This is a genomic window from Sphingomonas lycopersici (assembly GCF_026130605.1).
Lineage (GTDB): Bacteria > Pseudomonadota > Alphaproteobacteria > Sphingomonadales > Sphingomonadaceae > Sphingomonas > Sphingomonas lycopersici.
Genome location: NZ_JANFAU010000020.1, coordinates 1 through 17,216, shown reverse-complemented (window position 1 = coordinate 17,216; position 17,216 = coordinate 1). Strand labels below are relative to the sequence as shown.

19 protein-coding genes and 1 riboswitch are annotated in these 17,216 nt (G+C 68.7%); of the genes, 12 read left to right on the top strand and 7 right to left on the bottom strand.

Features of this window, described 5'->3' with window-relative positions:
- Nucleotides 1-173 precede the first annotated feature (173 nt).
- The 4 genes from rnhA to msrB are packed head-to-tail and all read right to left on the bottom strand — an operon-like array spanning nucleotide 174 to nucleotide 3,060.
- Nucleotides 174-632 carry a ribonuclease HI gene (rnhA, locus tag NED98_RS22025; protein ID WP_179512178.1) on the bottom strand — a complete coding sequence of 153 codons (459 nt, stop codon included), beginning with the start codon at nucleotides 630-632 and terminating at the stop codon, nucleotides 174-176.
- Complete coding sequence (gene thrB / locus NED98_RS22020; protein ID WP_179512177.1) at nucleotides 629-1,588, bottom strand: homoserine kinase; 960 nt, start codon at nucleotides 1,586-1,588, stop codon at nucleotides 629-631. Before thrB ends, rnhA begins: the two co-directional genes overlap by 4 nt.
- A 37-nt stretch (nucleotides 1,589-1,625) precedes the next feature.
- On the bottom strand, nucleotides 1,626-2,588 hold the full coding sequence (gene ispH / locus NED98_RS22015; RefSeq protein ID WP_179512176.1) for a 4-hydroxy-3-methylbut-2-enyl diphosphate reductase: 963 nt from the start codon (nucleotides 2,586-2,588) through the stop codon (nucleotides 1,626-1,628).
- 37 nt (nucleotides 2,589-2,625) lie between these two features.
- The gene (msrB, locus tag NED98_RS22010) at nucleotides 2,626-3,060 is read right to left on the bottom strand and encodes a peptide-methionine (R)-S-oxide reductase MsrB (RefSeq protein ID WP_265271588.1); all 435 of its coding nucleotides are present in this window, start codon (nucleotides 3,058-3,060) and stop codon (nucleotides 2,626-2,628) included.
- Between the two features lie 175 nt (nucleotides 3,061-3,235).
- On the opposite strand from msrB, the gene NED98_RS22005 reads away from it, so the two are divergent.
- A complete protein-coding gene (locus tag NED98_RS22005; RefSeq protein WP_265314486.1) occupies nucleotides 3,236-4,498 on the top strand; it encodes a glutamate-5-semialdehyde dehydrogenase in 1,263 nt (420 codons plus the stop codon).
- A gap of 78 nt (nucleotides 4,499-4,576) precedes the next feature.
- Here the strand turns inward: NED98_RS22005 and NED98_RS22000 are convergent, their stop codons facing one another.
- Entirely contained in the window at nucleotides 4,577-5,248 is a 672-nt protein-coding gene (locus tag NED98_RS22000; protein ID WP_179512173.1) for a DUF7847 domain-containing protein, read from the bottom strand.
- A 534-nt stretch (nucleotides 5,249-5,782) separates the two neighbouring features.
- On the opposite strand from NED98_RS22000, the gene aqpZ reads away from it, so the two are divergent.
- The 10 genes from aqpZ to NED98_RS21950 all read left to right on the top strand — a co-directional run bounded on the left by aqpZ (nucleotide 5,783) and on the right by NED98_RS21950 (nucleotide 13,413).
- Nucleotides 5,783-6,517, top strand: a complete 735-nt coding sequence (aqpZ, locus tag NED98_RS21995) for an aquaporin Z (RefSeq protein ID WP_179512172.1) — start codon at nucleotides 5,783-5,785, stop codon at nucleotides 6,515-6,517.
- Nucleotides 6,518-6,545: 28 nt separating this feature from the next.
- The gene (locus NED98_RS21990; RefSeq protein ID WP_179513693.1) at nucleotides 6,546-7,163 is read left to right on the top strand and encodes a nicotinate-nucleotide adenylyltransferase; all 618 of its coding nucleotides are present in this window, start codon (nucleotides 6,546-6,548) and stop codon (nucleotides 7,161-7,163) included.
- A gap of 2 nt (nucleotides 7,164-7,165) precedes the next feature.
- Complete coding sequence (rsfS, locus tag NED98_RS21985) at nucleotides 7,166-7,552, top strand: ribosome silencing factor (protein ID WP_179512171.1); 387 nt, start codon at nucleotides 7,166-7,168, stop codon at nucleotides 7,550-7,552.
- A gap of 1 nt (nucleotide 7,553) precedes the next feature.
- A complete protein-coding gene (locus NED98_RS21980; RefSeq protein ID WP_179513692.1) occupies nucleotides 7,554-7,976 on the top strand; it encodes a 23S rRNA (pseudouridine(1915)-N(3))-methyltransferase RlmH in 423 nt (140 codons plus the stop codon).
- 247 nt (nucleotides 7,977-8,223) lie between these two features.
- The gene (locus tag NED98_RS21975) at nucleotides 8,224-9,348 is read left to right on the top strand and encodes a murein hydrolase activator EnvC family protein (protein ID WP_265314484.1); all 1,125 of its coding nucleotides are present in this window, start codon (nucleotides 8,224-8,226) and stop codon (nucleotides 9,346-9,348) included.
- A 156-nt stretch (nucleotides 9,349-9,504) separates the two neighbouring features.
- Entirely contained in the window at nucleotides 9,505-10,872 is a 1,368-nt protein-coding gene (locus tag NED98_RS21970; RefSeq protein WP_179512169.1) for a S41 family peptidase, read from the top strand.
- Nucleotides 10,873-10,895: 23 nt separating this feature from the next.
- Nucleotides 10,896-11,378 carry a disulfide bond formation protein B gene (locus NED98_RS21965; protein ID WP_432423357.1) on the top strand — a complete coding sequence of 161 codons (483 nt, stop codon included), beginning with the start codon at nucleotides 10,896-10,898 and terminating at the stop codon, nucleotides 11,376-11,378.
- A gap of 38 nt (nucleotides 11,379-11,416) precedes the next feature.
- On the top strand, nucleotides 11,417-11,908 hold the full coding sequence (locus NED98_RS21960) for a demethoxyubiquinone hydroxylase family protein (RefSeq protein ID WP_179513690.1): 492 nt from the start codon (nucleotides 11,417-11,419) through the stop codon (nucleotides 11,906-11,908).
- A gap of 27 nt (nucleotides 11,909-11,935) precedes the next feature.
- Complete coding sequence (locus NED98_RS21955; protein ID WP_265314483.1) at nucleotides 11,936-12,442, top strand: hypothetical protein; 507 nt, start codon at nucleotides 11,936-11,938, stop codon at nucleotides 12,440-12,442.
- A 180-nt stretch (nucleotides 12,443-12,622) separates the two neighbouring features.
- Nucleotides 12,623-12,704: riboswitch (ZMP/ZTP riboswitch) on the top strand.
- Between the two features lie 25 nt (nucleotides 12,705-12,729).
- Complete coding sequence (locus tag NED98_RS21950; RefSeq protein WP_265314481.1) at nucleotides 12,730-13,413, top strand: DJ-1/PfpI family protein; 684 nt, start codon at nucleotides 12,730-12,732, stop codon at nucleotides 13,411-13,413.
- Here NED98_RS21950 and NED98_RS21945 read toward each other — a convergent pair.
- Nucleotides 13,404-14,042 (bottom strand): DedA family protein, encoded by a 639-nt coding sequence (locus NED98_RS21945; protein ID WP_179512166.1) that lies wholly within the window; start codon nucleotides 14,040-14,042, stop codon nucleotides 13,404-13,406. The genes NED98_RS21950 and NED98_RS21945 overlap by 10 nt on opposite strands.
- A 174-nt stretch (nucleotides 14,043-14,216) precedes the next feature.
- Here NED98_RS21945 and NED98_RS21940 point away from each other — a divergent pair, with 174 nt between their 5' ends.
- Entirely contained in the window at nucleotides 14,217-14,870 is a 654-nt protein-coding gene (locus NED98_RS21940) for a GGDEF domain-containing protein (protein ID WP_265271584.1), read from the top strand.
- Nucleotides 14,871-14,943: 73 nt separating this feature from the next.
- Here NED98_RS21940 and NED98_RS21935 read toward each other — a convergent pair.
- Nucleotides 14,944-17,216: coiled-coil domain-containing protein (locus NED98_RS21935; protein ID WP_489886382.1), on the bottom strand; the 2,273-nt coding region annotated here is incomplete at its 5' end.

Below are 17,216 nucleotides of genomic sequence, written 5' to 3'. Positions count from 1 at the left end.
GCGCGCGCAAATAAAGCCGTTCGCCCTGAGCTTGTGAGGGCGCCCATGAAAGTAATACTTTCATGGGACCCGCCGGAGGGCTGCTTTCTTCTTCGCGAGGAAGAAAAGTGCAGGGCTTCGACAAGCTCAGCCCGAACGGGGAGGGGTGATTGCGGCGCAATCGGCCTGGCTAATTAAACCCGCCCGGCTCGCCCCGCCGCGATCGCGGCATCGCTTGCCAATTTATCGGCACGCTCGTTTTCCGGGTGGCCGGCGTGGCCCTTCACCCATTGCCATTCGATCCGGTGACGCTTCGCCGCGGCGAGCAATGCCTGCCACAATTCGGCATTCTTGACCGGCTTCTTGTCCGCGGTCTTCCAGCCGTTGCGCTGCCAGCCGTGGATCCATTTGGTCAGCCCGTCCATCACATAGCGGCTGTCGGTATACAGTCGGACGCGGCACGGCCGGCTCAGCGCGTTGAGCGCCTCGATCGCCGCGGTCAGTTCCATGCGATTGTTGGTGGTGGAAGGATCGCCCCCCGACAATTCCTTCTCATGCACCCCCATGCGCAGCACGACCCCCCAGCCGCCGGGGCCGGGATTGCCCTTGCACGCACCGTCGGTGAACGCCTCGACCTCGGACAATTCGTTCATGCGACGCGCATCGCCAGCGCGGGATGATAATGGCCGAGGCGGCGCATATAGGCGAGCGGGTCCTTGCGCATCACGAGCGCATCGGGCGGCGTATTGAGCCAGTCCCACGCGCGCGACAGCGCGAAGCGGATGCACGCGCCGCTGGCGAGCGTGGCGAACAGGCCGCGCTCCTCGGCGCTCAGCGGGAAATGCCGCTCATAGCCGCGGATCAGCGCCTCGCCGACCGCGGCGTCGTAATTCCGCCCGGCGCCGTCGAACGCCCAGGCGCCGTGCATCACCGCCAGATCGTAGACTCGGATATCGGTGCAGGCGAAATAGAAGTCGATCAGGCTGGTCACCGTGTCGCCGAGCATCAGCACATTGTCGGGGAACAGATCGGCGTGGATCGCAACGCGGTCGAGCGTGTCGCGCGGCCAGCGCGCCTCGACATGATCGAGCGCGGCGGCGAGATCGTCGTACAGCCCCGGCGCGATCTGATCGAGGCTGCGCCCGCAGCGATCGAGCAGCGGGCGCCATGTGTCGACCCCCATCGAATTTTCGCGGGTCGGCGCGAAATCGGCGACCGCGCGGTGCATCTCGCCCATCGCACTGCCCGCGGCGAGCGCCTGCGCCGGGGTGGGGTGCGACAGCGAGACGCCGGGCATGAAGCGGATCAGGCACGCCGGGCGCCCCTCCAGCTCCTGAATCTCGATGCCGTCGCGATCCTTGATCGCAGGCGGCACCGGCAGGCCCTTGGCGTCGAGATGATCGAGCAACGCCATGAAGAACGGCAGGTCCGCCGCCGCGACGCGCTTTTCGTAGAGCGTCAGGATGAAGCGATCGCGCGTCGTCTCGACGAGGAAGTTCGAATTCTCGACCCCCTCGGCGATCCCCTTGGCCGAGACGAGTTCGCCCACGTCATAGCGCGTCAGAAACGCTGCCAGCACCTCAGCCGACACCTGCGTATAGACCGCCATTCTTCCCCCCGATGATATAGATGTCGGGCCGCCGGCCTCAGGCGACGGCTTCGAGCCCGCGCGGCAGCTTGAACGCGATCGATTCGCGCGTCGTTTCCACTTCGCGTTCGTTGATCGCGTAGCGGGTGGCGAGCAGGTCGATCAGCTCGCGCACCAGCAATTCGGGCGCCGATGCTCCCGCGGTCAGCCCGAGCGTGCGCACCCCGTCGAGGAACGACCAGTCGAGCTCGGCGGCGCGCTGGATCAGCCGCGCGCGCGTACCCTCGCGCTCGGCGACCTCCACCAGCCGCAGCGAGTTGGAGGAATTGGGCGCACCGATCACCAGCATCGCGTCGCACGAGGCGGCGATCGCCTTGACCGCGCTCTGCCGGTTCGAGGTGGCGTAGCAAATATCCTCGCCGCGCGGCCCCTGGATCGTCGGGAAGCGCCGCTGGAGCGCATCCACCACCTCCGAGGTATCGTCGACCGACAATGTGGTCTGGGTGAGGAAGGCGAGATTGTCGGGATCGGCCGGGGTCAGTGCCTCGACGTCGGCCAGGTCCTGCACCAAAGTCATCGCCCCCGCGGGCACCTGGCCGAAGGTGCCGATCACCTCGGGGTGGCCGGCATGGCCGATGAAAACGATATGGCGCCCGGCGGCGACCAGCCGCTCCGCCTGGCGATGCACCTTGCTGACCAGCGGGCAGGTCGCGTCGAGATAGTCGAGCCCGCGCGCATCGGCATCGGCCGGCACCGATTTGGGCACGCCATGCGCCGAAAAGACCACCGGGGCGCCATCGGGCACTTCGTCCAATTCCTCGACGAAGATCGCGCCGCGTTTCCGAAGGCTGTCGACGACGAATTTGTTGTGGACGATCTCGTGGCGGACATAGACCGGAGCGCCGTGCTTCTCGATCGCCAGCTCGACGATGCGGATCGCGCGGTCGACCCCGGCGCAAAAGCCCCGCGGGGCGGCGATCAGCAGGTCGAGCGCTGGCTTGTCGGTCGGCTTGTCGGGCATGGCGCGCCTTTACGGGCTGGGAGGACGGTGGGCAACCTCACGCAGGCCGGAAAGCGAGCGCGAGGCCGTTCATGCAATAACGCTTGCCGGTCGGTCTCGGTCCATCGTCGAAAACATGGCCGAGATGCCCGCCGCAGCGCCGGCATAGTACCTCGGTGCGGATCATCCCCAACGTCTTGTCGGTGCGCGTCCGCACCGCATCGGGCAAGGGCGCCCAGAAGCTCGGCCACCCCGTCCCGCTGTCGAATTTGGTGCGCGAGGCGAACAGCGGCAACGCGCAGCCGGCGCAGACGAAGGTGCCCGTGCGATGCTCGCTGTTGAGCGGGCTGCTGAACGGCCGCTCGGTCGCGGCCTGGCGCAGCACGCGATAGGCCGCGGGGGAGAGCCGGGCGCGCCATTGCGCGTCGGTGAGGGAGACTTCGAACCGTTCCGGCGCCGCCAGCGCCGCGCCGGCGACTCCGCCGGCGAGCATGCCGAGCAGAAAATTGCGTCGGTTGGCGTTGGTCATGCCGTTAATCTAGCGCATCGCGTGCCAAATATGAACCGTTCGCCCTTCGACAGGCTCAGGGCGAACGGTAGAGACGACAATCGTGATTGATGCGTGCCGCCATTCCCACTCGCACCCCGGCATGATAGGCGCAGGCCCGATGCTCGACAGCCAGTCCCCTTCCGCCCTGATCGCGACGATGGCCGGCGAGGCGCGCGCCGCCGCGCAGGCGCTCGCGCTTCTTTCCACCGAGCAGCGCCGCGCCGGGCTGCGCGCCGCCGCCGAAGCGCTGCGTGCCGCGCGCCCCGAGATCATCGCCGCCAATGCGCTGGATATGGAACGCGGCGCGGCGAACGGCCTCTCGCCGGCGATGCTCGACCGGTTGCGGCTCGACGACGCGCGCGTCGCGGCGATGGCCGACGGGGTGGCGACGGTGGCGACGCTCGACGATCCGGTCGGCGCGACGATCGACGAGGTGACGCGCCCCAACGGCCTCGTGCTGCGCCGCGTCCGCGTGCCGATCGGGGTGATCGGGATCATCTACGAAAGCCGCCCCAACGTTACCGCCGATGCCGCTGCGTTATGCGTGATGTCGGGCAATGCGGCGGTGCTGCGCGGCGGATCGGAGGCGGTGGAGAGCAATGCCGCGATCCACCGCGCCTTCGTCGCCGGGCTGGCGCAGGCCGGCGTGCCCGCGGGGGCGGTGCAGCGCGTCGCGACCACCGATCGCGCCGCGGTCGGCGCGATGCTCACCGCCGACGGGCTGATCGACCTCATCGTGCCGCGCGGCGGCAAGAGCCTCGTCGCCCGCGTGCAGGCCGAGGCGCGGGTGCCGGTGCTGGCGCATCTCGACGGGATCAATCACGTCTTCGTCCACGCCGCCGCCGATCGCGCGATGGCCGAGCGGATCGTGGTCGATGCGAAGATGCGGCGCACCGGGATCTGCGGGGCGATGGAAACCCTGTTGATCGATATCGCCTATCCCGATCCGGCGGCGCTGATCGCCGCGCTGGTAGCGACCGGCTGCGAGGTGCGCGGCGACGGCCGCGCGCGTGCGGTGGCGCCGGGGATCGCGGCGGCGGACGATGCCGATTGGGACACCGAATATCTCGACGCGATCGCCTCGGTCGCGCTGGTCGACGGGCTGGAGGGCGCGCTGGCGCATATCGCGCGGCACGCCTCGCACCATACTGACGCGATCGTCACCGCCGATGAAGGCGTGGCGCAGCGCTTCCTCGCGCAGGTCGATTCGGCGATCGTGCTGTGGAACGCCTCGACGCAATTCGCCGACGGCGGCGAATTCGGGCTGGGCGCGGAGATCGGCATCGCGACGGGGCGGCTCCACGCGCGCGGGCCGGTCGCGCTGGAGGGGCTGACGACGTACAAATGGCTCGGGCTGGGGACGGGGCAGGTGCGGGGGTGATCGGCGCAAGTTGATCCGCCGCCCGGACAATGTCGGGTGGGGCAGCCGTCCGCGGTTTCGCCGGGGCGATCGTGTTGGTCAGGCGAAAATGTCGCCCAGCCGATCGGTGTCCGGTCCGTCCTTCCATTCGCGCAACTCGACGAACAGCGCCGTGAACATCGTTGTCGTCCAGGTCAGGACGATCGTGTTGAGCAGCGACATGACGATCTGTGCAGGTAGGGCGGCCGGTTGCGTTTCCGGTCGAAGCCCGGCGGTGAGGACGACGAATCCCCCGAGCAAATTGACGATCAGGGCGATCGCGACGGTCAGCAGGAGTATCCCCAATATCTTCCACCGCGCGCCATTGGTCAGCGCGGCGCTGCGCTTGAACGCACCAAATACGCCGGGTTCTTCTGCGACCATCGCGACCATCGCCATCGACCAGATCACCGCAAGAAAGATGCCCGGCACCAACAACAGCGTGAAGCCGATCCCGGTCGCTATCGCGTAGAGCAGGTAGACCGCCAGCATCGGCAGGCTGCGCATTCCGCCAGTGTATAGAATTTCGCCGAGGTCGGGCCGCCGTCCCTCGACATAGGCCAGCCCCGCCTGAATCACCGCCGCGACCGCGACGGCCCAGAAAAACAACTGGACCACCCAGCCCATCATCATCTTGAGAAAGAAACTGTCGGTCAGCGCGCCATAATAAGCGCCGGTTATTGCCTCGCTCAGGCTCGTTTCACTGAACAGCAGGCTGGGGATCATCGTCATCGCGAATGTCGTGCCGATGGTCAGCAATGGATGAGCACGGATTATCGCAAAAGCCCGTGCGAACGCCCTGCCCACCGACATCCTATGATGATCATCGCCAAGAGCATATGCGACCATCGTGCTTTCCTCCCCCGTTGTTATTCACTCAGATCTGCATCTGCCCTCAAACTGCAATCGCCCCGGGCGTCATTCGCTTCGGTAGTTCGCGGGATTTTCCAGGCCTTAGCATCGAGTGCGCGGTTCACTAAGTAAATAGCATTGTGTTTTCGTATATCCGTAGAATGTGGGGATAGCTTTATCGAACAAGACGCGGGTGGCCGGATCGATAGGTGTCTAATCCGCGCCAGCCCTCGGCATCATCGCTCCGGCGCGCGCTTTTCCGCTCAGCGCCGATGCACGGCGCGCTCGGTTCTCGCCCCCCAGCACCTTGCGCTCCCCCCGCTTGCCCCAATGATATCCGTGCCTTATCCTCCCGTTATTACGTGGGAGAATGAAGAACGATCGTCACAAAGTCGCAAAGGAGGACAAGGAGATATGGTGCCAATACACAAGCGTTGTGCCGCCGAAGCATTCGGCACCTTCTGGCTGGTCTTGGGGGGATGCGGCAGCGCCGTGCTCTCCGCGGCTTTTCCGGGCGTCGGGATCGGGCTCCTCGGGGTCGCGCTCGCCTTCGGGCTGACCGTGCTGACGATGGCCTATTCGATCGGCCATATCTCCGGCTGCCACCTCAACCCCGCGGTCACCTTCGGGTTGTGGGCGGGCAAGCGCTTTCCGGCGAAGGACATCATTCCCTATGTCGTCGCGCAGGTGGTCGGCGCGATCGTTGCGGCGGCGCTCCTGTGGTGCATCGCCAGCGGCAAGCCGGGGTTCGAACTCGCGCCCAACGGGCTGGCGGTCAATGGCTTCGGTTCGCAATCGCCGGGCGGCTACGGCCTCCATTCGGCGTTGATCATCGAGGTGGTGATGACCTTCGCCTTCCTCACCATCATCATGGGATCGACCGATACCCGCGCGCCCTCCGGCTTCGCGCCGATCGCGATCGGGCTGGGGCTGACGCTGATCCACCTCATCAGCATCCCGGTGACCAACACCTCGGTCAATCCGGCGCGCAGCACCGGGCCGGCGCTGATGGTCGGAGGGCTCGCGCTCCAGCAGCTCTGGCTGTTCTGGGTCGCGCCGATCGTCGGCGGGATCCTCGCGGGCTTCGGCTATCGCGCGCTGGTCGGCGATCCGCCGTCGGCACCCCCGGTGGTCGGCGAACCGATCTGATGACACGAGGCCGGTCGCGGTGCGGAATCTGACCCGCACCGGTCTCCTTGGCGGGTCGTTCAACCCGGCGCATCGTGGTCACCGCGGGGTCAGCCTCGCGGCGATCCGCGCGCTGGGGCTGGACGACATGTGGTGGCTCGTCTCGCCGGGCAACCCGCTCAAGCCCAAAGCGGGGATGGCCCCGCTGCCGCAACGGCTCGCCTCGGCGCGGGCGATGGCGCGCCGCGCGCCGATCCGCGCAAGCGATATCGAGACGCGGCTCGGCACGCGCTACACCGCCGATACGCTGGCGAAACTCGTCCAGCGCTATCCCAAACGACGCTTCATCTGGGTGATGGGGGCGGACAATCTCGTCCAGTTCCACCGCTGGCGCGACTGGCGGCGGATTGCGCGGACGGTTCCGATTGCGGTGATCGCGCGGCCGGGATATGATGGCCCGGCCCACGCGGCCCACGCGATGGGCTGGCTGCGGCGCTTCCAGAGGCCCGCATGTCAGGCGAGGAACTGGACCGAGTGGAGTGTGCCGGCGCTGGTGCTGTTGCGTTTCCGCCCCGATCCGACGTCCGCGACGCAGCTTCGTGCTGCCGACCCGTCCTGGCATCGCCGCTTCCGCGGCGCCCCCGCCAAACCTTTTGCCCAGGAGTAACCTTGCCCGCATCCGCCAACGCCTATCGATCGCCCGACGCCAACGGTGTCGCGGTGCTCCATAAGCTCGTGCTCGACAGCCTGGACGATGATCAGGCCGCCGATATGATCTCGATCCCGCTCGCCGGGAAATCGTCGATCGCCGATCATATGGTGATCGCGTCGGGGCGCTCGACGCGACAGGTCGCCTCGATGGCGTCCAAGCTCGCCGAGAAGATCAAGGCCGAAACCGGCCGTTCTCCCCGGATCGAGGGGCTGCCGACCGCCGATTGGGTGCTGATCGACGCCGGCGACGTGATCGTCCATCTGTTCCGCCCCGAGGTGCGCTCTTTCTACAATCTCGAGCGGATGTGGTCGTTCGGGGACGCGCCGCCGGCCGGGAACGCCTGAGCTGCTGCTGCATATCGTGGCGCGCGGCCGGATCGGCCGCTCGCCGGAGGCCGAGCTGGTCGATCGCTACATGAAGCGAATCGGCTGGCCGACCAAGATCACCGAACTGCCCGACACCGGCGGCCGCATCCCCGATGCGCCGCCGCAGACGCGCCGCGTGCTGCTCGACGAGCGTGGCGAGGTGATGGCGTCGCTCGCCTTCGCGCAATTGCTCGGGCGGTGGCGCGACGACGGGGTGCGCGAGGCGCGCTTCATGATCGGCGCGGCCGACGGGTTCGACGATGCCGCGCGCGGCGAGGCGGATCTGCTGATCTCGTTCGGGCGCGCGACCTGGCCGCATCTGCTCGCGCGGGCGATGCTGGCGGAGCAATTGTTCCGCGCTACCTCGATCCTTGCCAACCACCCCTATCATCGCGAAGGCTGAGGCGATGCGGAACGGGGAAGGATTGCACGCGGAGCATTGTACCCAAGATATGATCCACCCCGGCGCAGGCCCGGATCCAGCATCGGGCCGGTCGCAACCGGACCCTGGCCTGCGCCGGGGTGGAAAGGGATCGGCGCGTGATGCTTTGGAGGCTGGTACGCCTTCCCTTGTGCTCCCGCGAAGGCGGGGACCCAGTCTGGGGTCCCGCCTTCGCGGGAGCACAAGGGTATTTGCGGTAACAGCCACCGTGCTGGCCGGAACGCTGCTCGCCGCGTCGGCGCCGGCGCAGGATGCGCTGGCGATCGCACGGGCGCGGCTGGCGCAGGCCAAGGCCGCCGCCGCCGAGGCGACCCGCCGCGCCGCCGCCTTCGATCGCCAGGCCGCCGCCGAGCGCGACACCGCGGCGCGTTTCCACGTTCAGGAACAGGGAATGGCGGCGCGCATCACCCGGGCCGAGGCCGATCTGGCGGCGGCCGAGGCGCGCGTCGCGATCGTCGAACGGCTGCAGGAACAGCAGCGCGCGGAATTCGCGCGGAAGCGCGAGCCGGTCGCGCGGTTGCTCGCCGCGCTCGCTTCGCTTGCCGGGCGGCCGGCGGTGGTTGCGGTGGCGCAGCCGGGGTCGATCAGCGATATGGTGCATGTCCGCGCCGCGCTCGCGGCGACCACGCCGGTGATCGACGCGCGCGCGGCCGATGTCCGCGCGGCGCTGGCCGAATCGCGCCGGCTCGAGCGCGCCGCGGCGTCGGCGGCGAAGGGGCTGCGCGACGGGCGCGCCGATCTCGTCGTCCAGCGCCAGCGGCTCGCGGCGTTGCGCGCCAGCCACGATCAGGCCGCGATGCGGTTCGACCGCGATGCGCGCGCCGCCGCCGACCGCGCGATCGCGATGGGTGAGGAAGCGCGCGACCTGCTCGATCGGATGACCGCGATCGGCGACGATCGCCAGACGCTTGCTGCGCTGGAACGCTTGCCGGGGCCGCCGCGGGTCGACCGAACGCCCGGCGCGATCCCGGCGGCGTATCGCCTGCCGGTCGCGGGGCGGCTGGTGATCGGGCTGGGCGAGGTTTCCGACAATGGCGTGCGCGCGCGCGGGCTGACCTTCGCGGTCGCGTCGGGCGCGCCGGTGGTCGCGCCGGCGGCGGGGAAGGTGATCTTCGCGCGGGTTTTCCGCGATTACGGCGGCACGGTGATCATCGATCACGGTGCGGGGTGGAGCACGCTCGTCACCGGGCTCGGCGCGATCGCGGTGACGCGCGGGGAGGCGATCGCGGCGGGCCGCGCGCTCGGCACGGCGCCGACGCGCGAGGAGCCGCAGGTGACCGTCGAACTGCGCCGCCGCAGCCAGCCGGTCGATATCACCGCGCTGATCGGGTGAAGCGGGCGACGCCCTTCTTTTTCCTTTCCCTTCTCCAGGGAGGGGAGAAGAAGGGGAGCGAAAGGTCGCTCATCCCCCATTCAGTCGCGCTGGCGCTTTGCTCGCCCGGCGATATGGGGCTAGGGTGAAAACGCCCCCTCTCGTCAGGACGCCCAGATGAAGTTCAAGCTGTTTCAGGCCACCGCTCTTGTCGCGACGATCGCGCTGGTCCCGGTCGCGACCGGGGCGATGGCGGCGGTCGATACCGACACCTACAAGCAGATGGACAAGTTCCTCGACGTCTATAACCGCGTGAAGGCGGATTATGTCGACAAGGTCACCGACGAGCAGCTGATCCGCGGCGCGATCGACGGGATGCTGTCCGCGCTCGATCCGCATTCGAGCTATGTCGACGGGCGCGATTTCGACAATCTGCGCATCCAGACCGAGGGCAATTATGGCGGGCTCGGCCTCTCGGTCACGATGGAGGACGGCGCGGTCAAGGTGATCGCTCCCCAGGAGGATACGCCGGCGGCCAAGGCGGGGCTCAAGCCGGGCGACTATATCACGCATATCGACGGCAAATTGCTCTACGGCAGCACGCTCGACGAGGCGGTGGCGCAGATGCGCGGCAAGCCGGGCACCAAGATCGCGCTGACCATCGTCCGCCCCGGCCGCGACAAGCCGATCGACGTGACGCTGACCCGCGAGGTGATCGTCCAGCGCCCGGTGAAATGGCAGATCAAGGGCGATGTCGGCTACATCGACATCAACACCTTCTCCGAGACGACCGGCGCCGACACGCGCGCCGCGCTGCTCGCGATCGACAAGGCGCTGGGGCATCGCCCGCTGGGCTATGTCATCGATCTGCGCTCGAACGGCGGCGGGCTGCTGACGCAGGCGATCGACGTGTCCGACGCCTTCCTCGATCACGGCGAGATCGTCTCGCAGCGCGGGCGCGATCCGCGCGAGAACCAGCGCTATTTCGCCAAGCCGGGTGACGACGCGCACGGGCTGCCGGTGATCATCCTGACCGATTCGGGCACCGCCAGCGCGAGCGAGATCGTCGCCGGCGCATTGCAGGATCATCACCGCGCGCTGGTGATGGGCGAGCGGACCTTCGGCAAGGGATCGGTGCAGACGTTGCTCCCGCTCGGCCCGACCACCGCGCTGCGGCTCACCACCGCGCGTTATTACACCCCCTCGGGGCGCTCGGTGCAGGAGGGCGGGATCGAGCCCGATATCGCCGTGCCGCAGCTGTCCGACCCCGATTACAAGGCGCGCCCGGTGTTTCGCGAGGCCGATCTGCGCCGGCACCTGATCAATGAGGTCAAGACCGACAACAAGGTGCTCGAGGAGGACACCAAGGAGGATCCGCGCTTCTCGATGACGGTGGATCAGCTCAAGAAGGAAAAGATCACCGACTTCCAGCTGTGGTACGCGCTCAAGGCGATCGCCCGGCTCGGCGGCCCGACGCAGGTGGCGGCCGTCACCGCGGCGGTGCAGAAGGACTGGAAAGACCCGAAGGACATTGCTGCCAAGTGACCCGCCAGATGAGCTATTCGCAGATGACCCCGTCGCAGACCAAGGCCCGCGCGCTCGCGCTGCTGCTGCCCGCCGCCTTGCTCGCCGGCGCCTGGGGATCGCAGCTGATCGGCGGGCTCGTGCCGTGCGAGATGTGCCATTGGCAGCGCTGGCCGCATTATGCCGCGGTGGTTGCCGCCGCGCTGGCGTTCGTCGTGCCGGGGCGCGCGGTGCGGCTGACGCTGATCGCGGGTGCGGCCGCGTTGATCGCGGTCTCGGGGCTGATCGGCATCTTCCACGCCGGGGTCGAATATCATTGGTGGCAGGGGATCACCGCCTGCTCGACCAGCGTGAGCGGCGCCGGGATCAGCACCGACGAGATGCTGCGCCGGATCCTCGCCGCGCCGGTGGTGCGATGCGACGCGGCGCAGTGGAAGATGTTCGGCATCTCGCTCGCGGGCTATAATGCGATCTTCTCATTGGGCGGCGCGGCGGTGATCGCGTGGCTCATCAGGAGGCGCGCGTGAGCTGGAAGCCGGGAGATCGTCGCCGCACGACCGCATCGATGATCCGCGTCGATCAGGCGGGCGAATATGGCGCGACGCGGATTTATGCCGGGCAGCTCGCGATCATGGGGCATCGTTCGCCCGCCGCGCGCAAGATCAGCGGGATGGCGCTGCAGGAAGAGCGGCATCGCGCCTTTTTCGATCGGCTGATCGTCGAGCGCGGGGTGCGGCCGACCTTGCTCCAGCCGTTCTGGAACGTCGCGGGCTTCGCGCTCGGCGCGGTGACCGCGGCGATCGGGCCGGAGGCGGCGATGGCCTGCACCGCCGCGGTCGAGACCGAGATCGACAAACATTATGAGGAGCAGCTCGGGGTTCTGGGGGACGACGATCCCGAGCTTTCCGATGCGGTCCGCACCTTCCAGGCCGAGGAGGTCGAGCATCGCGAGACCGCGCTCGCCAGCGGGGCGGAGGACGCGCCGGCCTATCCATTGTTGTCCGCCGCGATCCGGTTGGGGTGCCGGTTCGCGATCGCGACCGCCAAGCGTATCTGACGGGAGAAAAAGATGTTGCCCCGCACGATGATTATCGCCGCCCTGCTGCTGACCCCGGCCGCGCTTTCCGCGCAACAGGCCGAGACGGCCGCGGCCAAGCCGGCGCCGCCGCCGCTGATCATCCCGCCGCCCTCGTCGCGCGAGGTCGCGCTGCCCGGCGCGCCGCGCGTCAGCCCGCAGACCGTTCAGTCCGATGTGTCGCATGCGGCGCCGGTCAACGGCGTCATCACGCTCTACGGCAACCAGCGCTGCCCGACCAACAAGGACGGCGCCGAGGTCGCGGTGTGCGTCCGGCGCTCGGCCGAGGAGCAATTCCGCATCCCGAAGGAATTGCGCAATTTCGAGGTGACCCCCGAGAACGCCGCCTGGGCGGCGCGCATCAAGGGGCAGGACGATCTCAGCGGCACCGGGGTGGGTAGCTGCTCGACGGTCGGCCCGGGCGGCGCGACCGGCTGTTTCGTCCAGAACGCCAATCGCGCCAGGGCGGAATCGCGCGCGCGCGCCAAGGAAGCCAATCCGGATCTGTCGAACTAAGGACCGGCTCCCTGACCAACTGCACACCGTCACCCCTGCCTTGAGCCGGGGTCCATTGTGCCGCACGCTCTATCGTCAGAACCTCTTGCCCTGCGCTTGCCTCCGATGGACCTCGGCTCAAGGCCGGGGTGACAGGTGTGATGAGGCGCTGGCCCGCGCCCCCGTTTCCCGCTAACCTCGGCCCTGTCGCGTGACTGGCGCAGTCGTGGAGCACCACGAGGGAGCGCGATGCCTTCTCCCGCCGCGCGCCTGGGCGATCTTCGCAGGACGAGAGGAGCCGAGACCCGATGCGCATCGCCTTTCTGCTATTCCCCAACGTTACCCAGCTCGATCTCACCGGCCCGGCGGAGGTCCTGTCGCGGATGGGGGAGGGGACGCATGTCGATCTCGTCGCCGCGACGCTGGAGGCTGTGCCGACCGATGCGGGTTTCGCGATCCTCCCCACCGCGACCTTCGATGAGGTGCCCGCGGCGGATATCCTGTGCATTCCCGGCGGGTTCGGGATCAACGGCGCGATCGCCGACGATGCCACGATCGATTGGGTGCGCCATGTCGGCACGCACGCGCAATGGGTGACGAGCGTCTGCACCGGCTCGCTGGTGCTCGGCGCGGCGGGGTTGCTCGAGGGCTATCGTGCCGCCTGCCATTGGGGGCAGCGCCATATGCTGCCGCTGTTCGGCGCGACCGCAGTGGCGGAGCGCGTGGTGGTCGATCGCAACCGCGTCACCGGCGGCGGAGTGACCGCCGGGATCGACTTCGCTTTTCGGCTAATGGCGCTGATCCGCGGCGAAGCGCACGCGCGGATGGTGCAGCTCGCGCTCGAATATGATCCCGACCCGCCGTTCGATTCGGGCTCGCCCGAACATGCCGATGCGGCATTGGTCGCGGCCTATCAGCGCCGCGTCGAGCGGCTGGCGCCGGGGCGCGACGAGGAATTGCGCCGGCTCGCCGCGCGGCGCGGTTATTCCTGAGGGTTCTTCTTCAACCCGCGCAGCCGATGCCACAGATAGAGCCCGCCGGCGATCACGATCACCGCGCCGATCGCGAGATCGGCCTGATGGAAGAACGCCTTGAGCCGCGGGTCGCTGTTCCACGCGGTGCCGAGCTTCATCCCGATCCAGGCGAGCGCGAGGCAGAACGGCCATGAGCCGACGAACGTATAGATGTGAAACGGGATCAGCGGCATCCGCGCGACCCCGGCGGGGAAGGCGATGAAGGTGCGGATGATCGGCAGCATCCGCCCGACGAGGATCGCGATCGGCCCCCAGCGGTTGAAGAAGCGATCGGCCATGTCGAGCTCACCCGGCCCGATCAGCAGATAGCGGCCCCAGCGCTCGACCAGCGGGCGCCCGCCGCGCTTGCCCGCCTCATAAGCGACGATCGAGCCGAGGTTGCACCCGATCGCGCCGGCGGTCGCGGCGAGATACAGATCGAACCGCCCGGTCGAGACGAGATAGCCCGCGAAGGGCATGATGATCTCCGACGGCAGCGGGATGCAGGCGCTTTCGATCGCCATGAGCAGCGCAATGCCGCCATAGCCCCCCGCCGAAATGACGGTGACGGCGAAGGTCGCGAGCGCGGCGAGTATCTTCTCGATCATAGCGGCCGCGCATGCGCGAGGCGGGTGCGCGGGTCAACCTGCGCCGATCGCCATGCAATGATCTGTTACATGGTTCATGCGCATTAAACATAATGATGCTACGTCGCGGTCATGGGGGCGATTCGCAAAGCCTTGCGATGGGCGGCATTTTCTCTCGGCGTCACCCTGGTGCCGATGTATTTGCTGTCGCGCTGGACCGGTCTGGAGGTCCCGGCGGTCTATTGGGCCTTTGCGACCTGCTGTTCGGGCGGCGTCTCGTTTCTCGTTTCGCTGCGGCTTGCCTGGCAGGGCGAGCAATTGCGCCGGCTCAATGCCGAGCTCGAGGCGGTGCATGTCCAGCTCAAGCACGCCGCCGAAACCGATCCGCTGACCGGGGTGCTCAACCGCACCGCCTTTCTCGAACGGCTCGAGCCGCAGCACCGCAGCGTCGGCGGCTGGATATTGGTGCTCGACGTCGATCACTTCAAATCGATCAACGATCGTTACGGGCATGAGGTCGGCGATCGCGCCTTGTGCAAGGTGGCGGGGGTGCTGCGCCGCTCGGCGCGTACCGGCGACCTGATCGGGCGATTGGGCGGCGAGGAATTCGGCATCTACCTCCCCGGGGTGGGACGCGGGATCGCGATGCAGGTCGCCGAGCGGATGCGATCCGACATGGAAACCGCCTCGCTGAGCGATCCGGTCGCGCCGGGGATGACGATCACCGTCAGCATCGGGCTGGCCGCGGCCGATCGCGACGTCGCGATCGCCGAAAGCCTGCGCCGCGCGGATTTTGCGATGTATGGGGCGAAGCGCGACGGGCGGAACAGGGTGCGGGTGACGGTTTAGGAACTACCCCGGGCCGCCTTCCTTTTGCTCCCCTCCCTGGTGAAGGGAGGGGAGAAGAAGGGGAAGGTAGAGGCTATTCCGCCGCCAGCAATGTCTCCGCCCCCTGCAGGTCGACCGAGACCAGCCGGCTGACCCCGCGCTCGATCATCGTCACCCCGAACAGGCGGTGCATCCGGCTCATCGTCACCGCATTGTGGGTGACGATCAGATAGCGCGTCTGCGTCTCGCGGGTCATGCGGTCGAGCAGGTCGCAGAAGCGCTCGATATTGGCGTCGTCGAGCGGGGCGTCGACCTCGTCGAGCACGCAGATCGGCGCCGGATTGGTGAGGAACAGCCCGAAGATCAGCGCAACGGCGGTCAGCGCCTGCTCGCCGCCCGACAGCAGGGTGAGCGACTGGAGGCGCTTGCCCGGCGGCTGCGCCATGATCTCCAGCCCGGCTTCGAGCGGATCATCCGAATCGACCAGTTCGAGATGCGCCTGCCCGCCGTTGAACAACGTGGTGAACAGCCGCTGGAAATGCCCGTTGACCGCCTCGAACGCGGCGAGCAGCCGCTGCCGCCCCTCGCGGTTGAGCGTGCCGATCGACCCGCGCAGCTGGTTGACCGCCAGCCCCAGTTCCTCGCGCTCGGCGGCATTGCCGACCGCGCCCGCCTCGAGCTCGGCGAGTTCCTGTTCGGCGACGAGATTGACCGGGCCGAGCCGCTCGCGATCGAGCGTCAATTTGTCGTGCGCCGCGCTTTCCTCCTGCGGTGCACGCACCGTCGCGCTGTCGAATCCGGCCTTGGTCGGCAGCACGGGCGCGGGGCATTCGAAGCGTTCGCCCGAAAGCTGGCCCAGCTCCACCCGGCGCTGCTCCTGATTTTCCGCGCGCGCCAGCGCCCCGGCGCGCGCCTCGCGGGTCGCGGCGAGCGCTTCGCCAGCGATACGCGCCGCCTCCTCGCAGCGGCGCAGCGCGGCCTCGGCCTCGCGCTCGGTCGCGGCGAGCGCGTCAGCGGCGCTGCGTTCGCTGTCGTGCCGGGCGGCGAGAGCGGCGATATCGGCTTCCAGCGCGGCGGGACGACCGGCGAGCGCTTCGCGGTCGCGGGCGATCTCGCTTTCGCGCTTCGCCATGTCGGCAATGCGGCGTGCGGCATCGCCGGCACGGCTTTTCCAGCTCTTGGTCTCGGCCTGCGACGCGGCGAGCCGTTCGCGCGCGGCGGCGCCGGCACGCTCGCGGTTCGCGCGGTCCGCACGCGCCTGCACCACCGCGGCGCGGCGCGCCTCGGCCTCGCGCTGGAGCGTGGCGACTTCGCCCGCGGTGGCGCTGGTATCGGGCAGAGCGACAATCGCCGCCTCGGCGGTCGCGACTTCGGTGGCGGCGGCGTCACGTTCGGTTGCGGTGTGCGTGGCGCGCGCGGTGAGATCGGTGCGCTGCCCGGCGAGGCGCTCGATCTGGGTCACCGCGCGGTCGATATTCTGGCGTGCTTCGCGCGCGGCTGCTTCCGCACGGGTGAGGGCGGTGCGCGCGGTGCCGGCGGCGGTGCGCGCGGCGGCGATCCGCGTCTCGATTTCGGCAAGCGCTTTGTCGGCGGCTTCCACCGCCGTGCGCGCATCGGGCAGCGCGGCCTCGATCGCGGCGAGCCGGTTGAGCCGTTCGAGCCGCTCCGCCGCCGCCGCGCCGCCGCTCTTCGCAACGAAGCCGTCCCAGCGGCGGAGTTGGCCGGTCCGCGTCACCAGCCGCTGCCCGACCGCGAGGGGGCGCCCGTCGTCCTCGGGGACGACGACGACCTGCGCCAGCCGCCGCGCAAGCTGCACCGGCGCGGTGACATGGAGCGCCAAGGCTACCCCCTCCGTTCGCCCCCACCTTGTCGAAGGGCTGTCTTTCTTGGCGGAAGAAGGCAGCGCTTCGACAGGCTCAGCACGAACGGAGGAGAGCGCGGGGTCGTCTGGCAAGATATCCGCGCCAGCCCAATGCGCCTCCGCGCCGGCATCCAGCCCGATCTCCAGATCGTCGCCCAGCGCCGCCGCCAGCGCGCGCTCGTAACCCGGCGCGGCGCGGACATGATCGAGCAACCGATCGCGTCCCGAGCGCTGCGTTGCGCGCGCCAGCGTCGCGGCCTCGCTCTCCAGCGCGGCAAGCTCGGCGCGCGCGGCGGCGCGGCGGCCCTGCGCCTCGTCGCGGGCGGCGAGCGCGGTCTTTTCGTCACTCTCGGCGCGCGCGAGGTCGCCGCGCGCCTGCTCGGCCTCGGCCTCCGACGCCGCGAGCGTCTGTTCCGCGCCGCTCCGTGTCGCCTCCAGCGGCGCCGCATCGGGGAGCGCGGCGAGCGCATCGGCGGCGTTGCGCGCCTCGCGCTCGGCGCGATCCG